The sequence below is a fragment of the Bacillus cereus group sp. BfR-BA-01408 genome (genome assembly GCF_022663305.1).
Taxonomy (GTDB): domain Bacteria; phylum Bacillota; class Bacilli; order Bacillales; family Bacillaceae_G; genus Bacillus_A; species Bacillus_A pacificus.
Genome location: NZ_JAKUFF010000048.1, coordinates 1 through 13143 on the forward strand (window position 1 = coordinate 1; position 13143 = coordinate 13143).

Consider the following 13143-nt stretch of genomic DNA (forward strand, 5'->3'; position numbering starts at 1 on the left):
AGCAAATTGATGAAGAAATCTTGCCTCAACCAAAACCGAAGAAGAAACGTAAAGTTGAAGAAGACGGTTTTGACGACTACATTGACGAAGATGAAGATGACTTTGATGATGTAGATGGAAATGAAGACGAAGATGATGATGTAGAAGATTTGGACAAGGTTCTTGAAGACGAAGACGGAGACGACGATGATCTTGATGATTTAGACGAAGATGAAGATGACTTCGCTGAAGAAGAACTTGAGTATGATGAAACTGAAGAAGAAGAAGAGGAAGAACTGTAGTTCTTGACTTTTCATTATCGTCCATGTAGAATCATTTTTGGGCTCTTTAAAAAAGGACGATAATACTTTTAAAGTGTAAATATAAAAGAAAATTGCTCCCTACTTATTACTTTATGTGATGAGGGGAGCAATTTTCTTTTTTGTTTTTTGTTTAGAAAATAAAAAGAGTCTAACAATAAGATGGATACAGTGTTATCTACATACGTTGCGCTTTGCAACGGTGATTATATAACAGCAAAATAGAAGGGAGCTTTTTCATGACTAAGTATATTTTTGTAACAGGCGGTGTAGTGTCGTCTCTAGGAAAAGGTATTACAGCAGCATCTCTTGGAAGACTTTTAAAAAATCGTGGTTTAAACGTAACGATTCAAAAGTTTGATCCATACATTAACGTAGACCCAGGGACTATGAGCCCATACCAACACGGTGAGGTATTCGTAACAGATGATGGTGCAGAAACTGACTTAGACCTTGGTCACTATGAGCGTTTCATCGACATCAATTTAAATAAATACAGCAACGTAACAACAGGTAAAATTTACTCTTCAGTTCTTCAAAAAGAGCGTCGTGGTGAATACCTAGGAGGAACAGTTCAAGTTATTCCTCACATTACTAACGAAATTAAAGAGCGCGTATACCGTTCTGGTCGCGAAACAAACGCGGACGTTGTTATTACAGAAATCGGTGGAACTGTTGGTGACATTGAGTCTCTACCATTCTTAGAAGCAATCCGTCAAATTAAGAGCGACATCGGTCGTGACAATGTAATGTACATTCACTGTACGTTAATCCCGTACTTAAAAGCAGCGGGTGAAATGAAAACAAAACCAACGCAACATAGCGTTAAAGAGCTTCGCAGTTTAGGTATTCAACCAAATATTATCGTTGTTCGTACAGAAATGCCTGTTTCTCAAGATATGAAAGACAAGCTTGCATTATTCTGTGACATTGATACAAAAGCAGTTATTGAAGCACGCGATGCAGATACTTTATATGCAGTTCCATTATCTCTTCAAGAGCAAAATATGGACCAAATCGTTTGCGATCACTTAAAATTAGACAATCCAGCTGCAGATATGACAGAGTGGACTGCGCTAGTTGAAAAAGTGCGTAACCTTTCTAAGAAAACAAAAATCGCTCTTGTTGGTAAATACGTAGAGCTTCAAGATGCATACATTTCTGTTGTAGAAGCACTTCGTCATGCAGGTTACTCTTTCGACACAGATGTAGAAGTGAAATGGGTAAATGCTGAGCACGTAACAGCAGAGAACGTACAAGAATTAGTAGGAGATACAGATGGTATCCTTGTACCAGGTGGCTTCGGTGATCGTGGTGTAGAAGGTAAAATCGTTGCAATTCAATATGCTCGTGAAAACAAAGTTCCATTCCTAGGAATTTGCTTAGGTATGCAACTTGCATCAATCGAATTCGCACGTAACGTATTAGGATTAGAAGGAGCTAACTCTTCTGAAATCAATCCTGACACACCTTATGCAATCATCGACTTATTACCAGAACAAAAAGATGTAGAAGACTTAGGTGGTACACTTCGTCTTGGTCTATACCCATGTAAGCTTGCTGAAGAAACAAATGCTTACAACGCTTACAATGAGCCGGTTGTATATGAGCGTCATCGTCATCGTTATGAGTTCAACAATCAATTCCGTCCGGATATGGAAAAAGCAGGATTTGTATTCTCTGGTACAAGCCCAGACGGCCGTTTAGTTGAAATTGTTGAATTGAAAGATCACCCTTGGTTCGTAGCAGCACAGTTCCACCCAGAACTTGTTTCTCGTCCAAACCGTCCACAACCATTGTTCCATGACTTCGTAAGAGCGTCTATTACGAATAAAGAGAGCAAGTAATAAAAAAGCGCCTGAAATAGGGCGCTTTTTTTAATATTCATTTAACATTTCATCGATTGTAAATTTGATTCCGTGATATGCAAATAAAGCTATCATTAAGCTTGGGAATCCGTAGCGATTACCTTCATCGTCTGGAATAAGCCCTTTTAACAATTTCGTATCAATATGTACATCTGTATATTGTTCTAGTGATTCATTGCCTTCTTGAATAGCAGAAATGCCGACAATAGAGTGTCCATCTGCTTGAAGTTTTTTTGCTATTGCTACAACTTCTTCATCTGTTGAAAAACGGCTAATAAGAAGTACACGATCTGCAGAAGTTACTTCTACTTCCTTACCATTTTCAAATAGTCGTTTTGCTTGCTTCATTGGTTCAGCACCGAATAGCGCTTCAGCAACAACGCCCTCCATTTCATTTGTACCATGTAAATAAATGAAACCTTCGCCAACTAATGCTTGAGCAAGTAGACGGGCGCTATCTTCTATATTCATTTCCTCTTTTTGAGAAACTCTGGAGAAATAACCGCTTAATTGGGTTGAAAAAATTTTTAACATAATGTTACTCCCTTCGTACGTGTTTACCGGCTTTCATTATAGTTTATTTTTTTAGAAAGGTGAAATCGAAGGTGGCATAACAAAATGGGAAACGGTAAAATAAGAAAGAAATAGGAAGGAATTTGGTAAAGAATAGCGAAAATTAATCGTTAAGATATAAGAAGCTTTAAATCTTGTACTTACACAGAAAGGTTGGGAGTTATGGAAGGGAAAATTTTAATCGTTGATGATCAATATGGCATTCGTGTGTTATTACATGAAGTGTTCCAAAAAGAAGGTTATCAGACATTCCAAGCAGCGAATGGATTTCAAGCTTTAGATATCGTGAAAAAAGATAATCCAGATTTAGTTGTGTTAGATATGAAAATTCCAGGTATGGATGGTATAGAGATTTTAAAGCATGTAAAAGAAATTGATGAGAGTATTAAAGTGATTTTAATGACTGCTTATGGAGAGCTTGATATGATCCAAGAAGCAAAAGATTTAGGTGCTTTAATGCATTTTGCTAAACCATTTGATATTGATGAAATTCGTCAAGCGGTGAGAAATGAGCTCGCTGTAGAGGCTTAAAAATGAATTTTTTATAAAAAATATGGAAAAAAGCGTTTACATGGACTATTGTGCAGGTGAATACGGTTGAGTTTTTGAGTACAAGTTGTTATCCTATTGAGTGTAGAAAAAAGTCCGGTATGTAGATATACATATTTTACCTTATTCTGGTCATACTACCAGCGATAAGAACTTATCGGATACAAAAAACGTTTTTTAGGAGGATTCACCATGCCTTTAGTTTCTATGAAAGAAATGCTAAACAAAGCACTAGAAGGAAAATACGCAGTTGGTCAATTCAACATGAACAACTTAGAGTGGACTCAAGCTATCTTAGCTGCTGCGGAAGAAGAAAAATCTCCTGTAATCCTAGGTGTATCTGAGGGTGCAGCTCGTCATATGACTGGTTTCAAAACAGTTGTAGCTATGGTTAAAGCTTTAATCGAAGAAATGAACATCACTGTTCCTGTAGCGATTCACCTTGACCATGGTTCAAGCTTCGAAAAATGTAAAGAAGCAATCGATGCAGGTTTCACATCTGTAATGATCGACGCTTCTCACCACCCATTCGAAGAAAACGTAGAAACTACTAAAAAAGTAGTAGAATACGCACACGCTCGTAACGTATCTGTTGAAGCTGAGCTTGGAACAGTTGGCGGACAAGAAGACGACGTAATCGCTGAAGGCGTAATTTACGCTGACCCAGCTGAGTGTAAGCACCTTGTTGAAGCAACAGGTATCGATTGCCTAGCTCCAGCTTTAGGTTCTGTACACGGTCCTTACAAAGGTGAGCCTAACTTAGGATTCGCTGAAATGGAACAAGTTCGTGACTTCACTGGCGTACCTTTAGTATTACACGGTGGTACTGGTATCCCAACTGCTGATATCGAAAAAGCTATCTCTTTAGGTACTTCAAAAATCAACGTAAACACTGAGAACCAAATTGAGTTTACAAAAGCTGTTCGTGAAGTATTAAACAAAGACCAAGAAGTTTACGATCCTCGTAAATTTATCGGACCTGGCCGCGACGCTATCAAAGCAACTGTTATTGGTAAAATTCGCGAATTCGGTTCTAACGGTAAAGCGTAAGAATAAAATTCCGTTTTGGAAACCGTCTACTCTTTTAGACGGTTTCCTTTCGTTGTATAATGAAAGCGTGAACAAGTCTAAAGATTTTATCATTTTGTTTTTGAAATAGAAAATAATGTGCATAGTCCTATTAATAAATGTGATAACGTATCTAAATTGATAAAGTAAATTCGATAAATAGTTAATCTTTATCTTTTTGTATTACAGGAGAAATGAAGATAATGGTTTCCTATTTATTGAGTTTTGGGATGGAAAAGTAATTGAGATTCTTAAGGGGGAGCTTTCTATAAAAATATAGAAAGTAAATACATTCACAAGAAGGGAGCTCAATATGGAAAAATTGCTAATTGAAGGCGGAAGAGCTTTAAATGGAACAATTCGCGTGAGTGGTGCAAAGAACAGCGCCGTTGCACTAATTCCAGCGACAATTTTAGCAGATACTCCAGTAACTATTGGTGGTGTCCCTAATATTTCGGACGTGAAAATGTTAGGGGACTTACTAGAGGAAATTGGAGGGAGAGTGACTTATGGACAGGAGGAAGAGATGGTAGTCGATCCTTCTAACATGGTTGCAATGCCTTTACCAAATGGAAAAGTGAAAAAATTGCGTGCTTCTTATTATTTAATGGGTGCGATGCTTGGCCGTTTTAAAAAAGCTGTTATTGGGCTTCCAGGTGGATGTCACTTAGGACCGAGGCCGATTGATCAGCACATTAAAGGGTTTGAAGCGTTAGGTGCACATGTTACGAATGAACAAGGTGCTATCTATTTAAGAGCAGATGAACTACGAGGGGCACGTATTTATTTAGATGTTGTTAGTGTAGGAGCTACGATTAATATTATGCTAGCAGCTGTACGAGCGAAAGGTAGAACTGTTATTGAAAACGCAGCGAAAGAACCAGAGATTATTGATGTAGCTACACTGTTAACTAGCATGGGAGCACGTATTAAAGGTGCTGGTACAGATGTAATCCGAATTGATGGTGTGGATTCACTGCACGGTTGTCATCATACGATCATTCCAGATCGTATTGAAGCGGGTACGTATATGATTTTAGGTGCTGCGTCAGGAGGAGAAGTAACAGTTGATAATGTTATTCCTCAGCATTTGGAGTCAGTTACCGCAAAATTAAGAGAAGCTGGTGTCCAAGTTGAAACGAATGATGACCAAATTACAGTGAACGGTGATAGAAGATTAAAAGTAGTTGATATAAAAACGCTTGTATATCCAGGTTTCCCAACAGATTTACAACAGCCGTTTACAACGCTTTTAACAAAGGCGCATGGAACGGGTGTTGTAACGGATACGATTTATGGCGCACGTTTTAAACATATTGATGAATTACGTCGTATGAATGCGCAAATTAAAGTAGAAGGTCGGTCAGCTATCGTAACTGGTCCTGTTTTATTACAAGGTGCAAAAGTGAAAGCGAGTGATTTGCGAGCTGGAGCAGCCCTTGTTATTGCAGGATTGATGGCGGATGGAATTACAGAAGTAACCGGACTTGAGCATATTGATCGTGGCTATGAAAATATAGTAGACAAGCTTAAAGGGCTTGGTGCAAACATTTGGCGAGAACAAATGACAAAGCAAGAAATTGAAGAAATGAAGAACGCATAAGTGATACTTCCGCGAGGGGGAAGTATCACTACTTGCGGAAGTACACTTTATAGAAAAACACGGTTCACAAAATACGGCAGAAATATAAAGGCTTAAAGGAGAGGGATTATCGTGGAAAGAAGTTTATCTATGGAGTTAGTACGTGTAACAGAGGCTGCAGCTTTATCATCAGCGCGTTGGATGGGACGCGGGAAAAAGGATGAGGCAGACGGTGCAGCAACATCAGCTATGCGTGATGTATTTGATACAATTCCGATGAAAGGTACAGTTGTAATTGGTGAAGGTGAAATGGATGAAGCACCAATGCTATATATCGGAGAAAAATTAGGTACAGGATATGGTCCGCGTGTAGACGTTGCAGTTGATCCTTTAGAAGGGACAAACATTGTAGCAGCTGGTGGATGGAATGCTCTTGCTGTTATTGCAATTGCAGATCATGGTAATTTGTTACATGCTCCTGACATGTACATGGATAAAATCGCGGTTGGCCCAGAAGCGGTTGGGGCGGTCGATATTGATGCGCCTATTATCGATAACTTACGTGCAGTTGCGAAAGCGAAAAACAAAGATATTGAAGATGTTGTAGCGACAGTTTTAAACCGTCCACGTCATCAAGCAATTATTGAAGAAATTCGTAAAGCTGGTGCTCGCATTAAATTGATTAATGATGGAGACGTAGCTGGCGCAATCAACACAGCATTTGATCGTACAGGTGTAGATATTTTATTCGGCTCTGGTGGTGCGCCTGAGGGTGTGTTAGCGGCAGTTGCATTAAAATGTTTAGGTGGAGAAATTCACGGGAAATTATTACCACAAAACGAAGCTGAATTGGCGCGTTGCAAAAAGATGGGCATAGACGACATCAACCGCATCCTTCGCATGGAGGACTTAGTAAAAGGTGACGATGCAATCTTCGCAGCAACAGGTGTAACAGACGGAGAACTATTACGCGGCGTTCAATTTAAAGGTAGCGTAGGAACAACACAATCCCTTGTTATGCGCGCAAAATCAGGCACAGTACGCTTCGTAGACGGACGTCACAGCTTAAATAAAAAACCGAACTTGGTTATTAAATAAAAAGTGGAAGCGGCTCGTTCAGAATCGTAGGCTATTTGGAGCTCTCAACCTTGAAGCGCTCTTTGCTTCGAGTGAGAGAGTGGAAGAACCGGGGATTCTAGCTGATGAAACTAGATTAAATAAAAAGCGAAGACAAATTTTCTTGTCTTCGCTTCTTGTATTTGTGTTTCAACGTATTGATTAAAACTAGATAAAAGGGTTACAATAGTGAATATTACCCTACTTGAACTTATTGCCTTTCATTATTAATTATTTGCCTTCCGTATTTTTTCCCTTTACCCATGTGAAAAGAGAATAACGTTAAAGTGTGGTGTCTGAATGAATTTGTCAATTGCAGCATTAGAAAACATGAAATTAAAAGAGTTATACGAGCTTGCGAAAGAATTTAAAATTTCGTATTATAGCAAATTAACGAAAAAAGAGTTAATCTTCGCCATTTTAAAAGCTCGAGCAGAAAAAGAAGGTTTCTTCTTCATGGAAGGCGTATTAGAAATTATTCAATCAGAAGGATTTGGATTCCTCCGTCCTATCAACTACTCTCCAAGCTCAGAAGATATTTATATCTCAGCTTCGCAAATTCGTCGTTTCGATTTACGTAATGGAGATAAGGTTTCTGGTAAAGTACGACCTCCGAAAGAAAATGAACGCTACTTTGGATTATTACAAGTTGAAGCTGTAAACGGAGATGATCCAGAGTCAGCAAAAGAGCGTGTGCATTTCCCTGCATTAACACCATTATACCCAGATCGCCAAATGAAATTGGAAACGGAACCGAAAAAGTTACCGACACGCATCATGGATTTAATTGCACCAGTTGGATTTGGACAACGTGGTTTAATTGTCGCGCCTCCAAAGGCTGGTAAAACTAGTCTATTAAAAGAAATCGCACACAGTGTTACAACAAATCATCCGGAAGCTGAATTAATTGTCCTTCTAATTGATGAGCGTCCAGAGGAAGTAACAGATATTGAACGTTCTGTTAAAGGAGATGTTGTAAGCTCTACTTTTGATGAAGTACCAGAAAATCATATTAAAGTAGCGGAACTTGTGTTAGAACGTGCAATGCGTCTTGTAGAGCACAAAAAAGATGTTATCATTTTAATGGATAGTATTACCCGTTTAGCGCGAGCTTACAACCTTGTTATTCCGCCAAGTGGTAGAACATTATCGGGTGGTATCGACCCAGCTGCCTTCCATAGACCGAAGCGTTTCTTTGGAGCTGCACGTAATATTGAAGAAGGCGGTAGCTTAACAATTTTAGCAACAGCGCTTGTTGATACAGGATCTCGTATGGACGATGTAATTTACGAAGAATTTAAAGGAACTGGAAATATGGAACTTCACTTAGATCGTTCATTAGCTGAGCGTCGTATCTTCCCGGCAATTGATATTCGCCGTTCTGGTACACGTAAAGAGGATCTATTAATTCCGAAAGAACATTTAGACAAGCTATGGGGTATTCGTAAAACAATGCGTGATACACCAGACTTTGTTGAAGGTTTCTTACGTAAACTTCGTCAAACAAAGACAAATGAAGAATTTTTACAAAACATTGTTGCAGATTCGAAAAGATATGTAACAACGAAGTAAAGGGAAAAGATTGGGACTCGCTTATTTTATGGTAAGCGAGTTTTTTATGTTTTTTAGGTGATCTTAAAGAGAGATGAGTGGAAGGGCATTAGTTAGTTCTAGTTGGATGAGTTGCCTCCACTTTAAGGTGTTATCCAGCTCCAGCGGCTAGAATCTCCGGTCATTTCACTCTCTCGCTCGAAGCAAAAAGCGCTTCAAGGTCGAGAGTTCTAAATGCCCTGCGATTCTGAGCGAGCCGCTTCTGCTTTTAAAATTAAAAAGACAAAAACAGGTAGTTGCAAAATGAAGTTAGCCTTGTTATAATTTCATCATATGTGTTTCATCAATATAGTTGTGTATGCAGCTGAAGATGAAAAACTCTGTTTCGAAAATGATTCAGGGCGGAAGGAGATGAAAAGAATGAAAGCAGGAATTCACCCAGATTACAAGAAAGTTGTATTCATGGACACAAACACAGGCTTCAAATTCTTAAGCGGATCTACTAGAGGATCTAACGAAACTGTTGAGTGGGAAGATGGTAACACTTATCCATTACTAAAAGTTGAGATCAGTTCTGATTCTCACCCATTCTACACTGGACGTCAGAAGTTTGCTACTGCAGACGGACGCGTTGACCGCTTCAATAAGAAATACGGTCTTAAGTAATAAAAACATAAAACAGGCAAGTGTATCTATTCGCTTGTCTGTTTTTTTTGCGAAAATATTATACCTTTACCCTACTTTTAATTAAAAAGTAGATGAAAGGAGAGCTTCATGTACTTAATAAATCAGAACGGTTGGATTGAAGTGATTTGCGGTAGTATGTTTTCTGGTAAATCAGAAGAGCTTATCCGCCGTGTGCGTCGTACGCAATTTGCGAAACAACATGCAATTGTATTTAAACCATGTATTGATAATCGCTATAGTGAAGAAGACGTTGTATCACATAACGGATTAAAGGTAAAAGCAGTTCCTGTTTCAGCTTCAAAAGATATATTTGAACATATCACTGAAGAAATGGATGTAATTGCAATCGATGAGGTGCAATTCTTTGATGGGGACATTGTGGAAGTGGTGCAAGTATTGGCAAATCGTGGCTATCGTGTCATTGTAGCTGGTTTAGACCAAGATTTCCGTGGTCTACCATTTGGACAAGTTCCTCAGCTGATGGCGATTGCTGAACATGTAACAAAACTACAAGCAGTATGTTCTGCATGTGGATCTCCGGCAAGTCGTACACAACGATTAATTGATGGAGAACCAGCGGCATTTGATGATCCGATTATTTTAGTTGGTGCTTCAGAATCGTATGAACCACGCTGTCGTCATTGTCATGCAGTTCCTACAAACAAAGATAAGTAAAACTCGCTGCGCAAGGCGGGTTTTTTTCAGAATAGAGAGTGTGAGTGGTGTGAGCCACTTGCGCTTTAAGTTGTGATATCTAGCTCCAGCGGCTAGAATCTCCAGCCATTTCACTCTCTCGCTTGAAGCAAAAAGCGCTTCAAGGTTGAGAGTTCCAATGGCCTACAATTCTGAGCAAGCCGCTTACGCTTTTAAATATAATTTGCGTTTTTTTGAGTAAGTACCATATACTATTTGTATTAGATACTAGGATGTAGAGGTGAATGATGTGTTAGATCGTTTGCAAGCTGTAGAAAATCGTTATGAGAAGTTAAATGAATTGCTAAGCGACCCAGCAATTATTAGTGATTCAAATAAGCTTCGTGAATATTCAAAGGAACAGTCTGATATACAGGAAACGGTAGAGGTGTATCGTGAGTATAAGGATGTTCGTGAGCAATTAAAAGATGCGAAAGCAATGTTAGAAGATAAGTTAGACGCAGAAATGCGTGAAATGGTAAAAGAAGAGGTTTCTGAGTTAGAATCACAAGAAAAAACATTATCAGAGCGTCTGAAAATTTTACTTGTACCAAAAGACCCTAACGATGATAAGAACGTTATCGTTGAGGTTCGTGGAGCTGCTGGTGGCGACGAGGCCGCTTTATTTGCTGGTGACTTATACCGTATGTATAGCCGTTACGCTGAGGTGCAAGGTTGGAAAACGGAGATTATCGAGGCTAGCTATACAGAGTTAGGTGGATATAAAGAGATTATCTTTATGATTAACGGTAAAGGTGCTTTCGCGAAGCTGAAATTCGAGAATGGCGCTCACCGTGTACAACGTGTTCCTGAAACGGAATCTGGTGGACGTATCCATACATCTACAGCAACTGTAGCTGTATTACCAGAGGCAGAAGAAGTAGAAATTGATATTCATGAGAAAGATGTTCGTGTTGATACATTCGCTTCTAGTGGACCTGGTGGACAGAGCGTTAATACAACGATGTCAGCGGTACGTTTAACGCATTTACCGACTGGTGTAGTTGTATCATGTCAGGATGAGAAATCACAAATTAAGAATAAAGAAAAAGCGATGAAAGTATTACGCGCACGTGTTTATGATAAGTTTAGACAAGAAGCACAAGCTGAGTATGATCAAAACCGTAAACAAGCTGTTGGTACGGGTGATCGTTCAGAGCGTATTCGTACGTATAACTTCCCGCAAAACCGTGTTACAGACCATCGAATCGGTTTAACGATTCAAAAGTTAGATCAAATCTTACAAGGTAAGTTAGATGATTTCATCAATGCCTTAGTAATGGAAGATCAGGCTCAAAGGATGGAGGCAGCTGAGTAATGCGTGTCTATGAAGCCCTGAAATGGGCTTCTTCTTTTTTACAGGAGAATGGACGAGATGAAAATGCGGGAGAAATTGTCCTTTGTCATGTATTAAAGACGAATAGAACAGGATTATTGATGAATATGCGTGAAGAAATAACTGCGGAACAAGAAAAAAATTTTACAGAGTTTATCCACAAGCATGTAGAAGGTATTCCTATTCAATATATGATTGGTCATGAAATGTTTTATGGAAGATCGTTCTTTGTGAATGAAGAAGTATTAATACCAAGACCGGAAACAGAAGAGCTTATAGTAGGAGTGTTAGAAAGAATCGAGCGTCATTTTGGTGATGAGAAACTACATGTAGCAGATATCGGTACAGGTAGTGGAGCGATTTCGATTACGCTTGCTTTGGAAAATAAAAATCTTCATGTGTATACGGTAGATATTGCGCAGGAGTCGATTGAAGTTGCACAAGAAAATGCGAAAACTTTGGGCGCAGAAGTAACGTTCTATCATGGTGATTTATTATCACCATTTTATGAAACGGGTCAAAAGTTAGATGTTGTTGTTTCAAATCCTCCATATATACCGGAAGAAGATTGGCGTGGTCTTTCTCCCGTGGTGAAAGAGCATGAGCCAAAGAGAGCGCTTGTTGGTGGTGAAGACGGACTAGATTTCTATCGCCGCTTTATGGAAGAGTTACCGAATGTGTTGCAGAAGAAAGCAATTGTCGCATTTGAAATTGGAGTAGGGCAAGGTGAGGACGTGAAAGGGCTGTTACAACAAGCATTTCCACATGCTCATGTTGAGGTTGTTTTTGATATTAATGGAAAAGATCGTATGGTATTTGCGGAGATGGAGTAAGGTTTACACCTTACTCTATTTTTTTGTGGAAAAATTCATATAGATTTTGAATTTAATAGTTTAGAAAGATGAAAGTCTGTCCACACTGTTTGTAGAAGGGACGGTGGAGGAAATGAAAAAACAAGTTATTGCTTATCTTCTTCTATTATTAATTGGTGCACAGTTACTTGTGCAGTTTGGATATATGAAAGCTGATGCGAAAGGGCCTTCAGTTATTCCGAAAGAGGCCGTTCGATTACGGATTTTAGCAAATAGTGATTCAGATAAAGACCAGGCGTTAAAGCGTAAAGTGCGTGATGAAGTAAAAGCACAAATTGATGGATGGGTAGCTGATTTAACTTCATTTGAAGAGGCACGCAAGGTCATTCAAAGTCATATTCCAGAAATCGAAAAAACAGTAGCAAATACGTTGAAAAAAGAAGGAAGTAAAGATTCATTTCAAGTGAAATTCAGTAAAAATGTAAAGTTTCCTACAAAGGTATATGGGAATTTTATTTATCCGGCAGGGGAATATGAAGCAGTTTTAATTACAATTGGGGAAGGTGAAGGGGCAAACTGGTGGTGTGTACTATTTCCGCCGATGTGTTTCTTAGATTTTTCAAGTGGTACAGCTGTAAGGAAAGAAGAACATGTTGTGAAGGCTGAATCTCCTGAAGAGGAGCAAGTGAAACAAATAGATGATGAAGAAGTAGTAAATGCAGAAGAGAAAAAAGGAGATGAGGTGAAGGAAAAGAAAGTTGTAAAGCAGGAAGTGGCAAAAAAAGTAACAGCTTCTGAAAAGAAAGTAGTAAAAAATGAAACGAAAGTAGAAGAACAACCTGTAAGTAAAGAGGAAACAAAAGATGTGGAAAAAGTGGAGAAACCTGTGGAACAAAAACAAGAAAAGCGAAATGAGTATGTAAAAGTAGAGGAGGAAGAAGAGAAGCCAGAAGTTAAGTTATTTATTGTAGAAGCTTTTACATCTTTATTCTCTAAATAGTACTATTTG

At 38.8% G+C, this 13143-nt stretch carries 12 protein-coding genes and 1 pseudogene; 12 read left to right on the forward strand and 1 reads right to left on the reverse strand.

Features of this window, described 5'->3' with window-relative positions:
- Both MR083_RS18095 and pyrG read left to right on the forward strand, forming a co-directional pair.
- Positions 1-281, forward strand: a pseudogene (locus MR083_RS18095) (DNA-directed RNA polymerase subunit delta); the annotation flags it as partial.
- A gap of 257 nt (positions 282-538) precedes the next feature.
- Positions 539-2146, forward strand: a complete 1608-nt coding sequence (pyrG, locus tag MR083_RS18100) for a CTP synthase (RefSeq protein WP_000170453.1) — start codon at positions 539-541, stop codon at positions 2144-2146.
- A gap of 30 nt (positions 2147-2176) precedes the next feature.
- Here pyrG and MR083_RS18105 read toward each other — a convergent pair whose 3' ends face one another.
- Entirely contained in the window at positions 2177-2701 is a 525-nt protein-coding gene (locus MR083_RS18105; RefSeq protein WP_000912422.1) for a DUF2529 domain-containing protein, read from the reverse strand.
- Positions 2702-2902: 201 nt separating this feature from the next.
- Between MR083_RS18105 and spo0F the strand changes: the two genes are divergently transcribed.
- The 10 genes from spo0F (at position 2903) to spoIIR (ending at position 13134) form a co-directional block, all read left to right on the forward strand.
- The gene (gene spo0F / locus MR083_RS18110) at positions 2903-3271 is read left to right on the forward strand and encodes a sporulation initiation phosphotransferase Spo0F (RefSeq protein ID WP_000398594.1); all 369 of its coding nucleotides are present in this window, start codon (positions 2903-2905) and stop codon (positions 3269-3271) included.
- 210 nt (positions 3272-3481) lie between these two features.
- Positions 3482-4339: a class II fructose-bisphosphate aldolase gene (locus MR083_RS18115; protein ID WP_001131850.1), complete on the forward strand. Its 858-nt coding sequence runs from the start codon at positions 3482-3484 to the stop codon at positions 4337-4339.
- 331 nt (positions 4340-4670) lie between these two features.
- On the forward strand, positions 4671-5960 hold the full coding sequence (gene murA, locus MR083_RS18120; RefSeq protein ID WP_000413260.1) for a UDP-N-acetylglucosamine 1-carboxyvinyltransferase: 1290 nt from the start codon (positions 4671-4673) through the stop codon (positions 5958-5960).
- Between the two features lie 111 nt (positions 5961-6071).
- The gene (gene glpX / locus MR083_RS18125; protein WP_000442334.1) at positions 6072-7037 is read left to right on the forward strand and encodes a class II fructose-bisphosphatase; all 966 of its coding nucleotides are present in this window, start codon (positions 6072-6074) and stop codon (positions 7035-7037) included.
- 318 nt (positions 7038-7355) lie between these two features.
- Positions 7356-8627, forward strand: a complete 1272-nt coding sequence (gene rho / locus MR083_RS18130) for a transcription termination factor Rho (protein WP_001053898.1) — start codon at positions 7356-7358, stop codon at positions 8625-8627.
- 399 nt (positions 8628-9026) lie between these two features.
- Positions 9027-9272, forward strand: a complete 246-nt coding sequence (locus tag MR083_RS18135) for a type B 50S ribosomal protein L31 (RefSeq protein WP_000643437.1) — start codon at positions 9027-9029, stop codon at positions 9270-9272.
- Positions 9273-9380: 108 nt separating this feature from the next.
- Positions 9381-9968: a thymidine kinase gene (locus MR083_RS18140; protein WP_000280862.1), complete on the forward strand. Its 588-nt coding sequence runs from the start codon at positions 9381-9383 to the stop codon at positions 9966-9968.
- A gap of 268 nt (positions 9969-10236) precedes the next feature.
- Positions 10237-11304, forward strand: coding sequence for a peptide chain release factor 1 (gene prfA, locus MR083_RS18145; RefSeq protein WP_000887065.1), 1068 nt, complete (start codon positions 10237-10239; stop codon positions 11302-11304).
- Positions 11304-12155: a peptide chain release factor N(5)-glutamine methyltransferase gene (gene prmC / locus MR083_RS18150; RefSeq protein WP_242269678.1), complete on the forward strand. Its 852-nt coding sequence runs from the start codon at positions 11304-11306 to the stop codon at positions 12153-12155. Before prfA ends, prmC begins: the two co-directional genes overlap by 1 nt.
- 112 nt (positions 12156-12267) lie before the next feature.
- Positions 12268-13134, forward strand: a complete 867-nt coding sequence (spoIIR, locus tag MR083_RS18155; RefSeq protein WP_242269679.1) for a stage II sporulation protein R — start codon at positions 12268-12270, stop codon at positions 13132-13134.
- Positions 13135-13143: the final 9 nt, after the last annotated feature.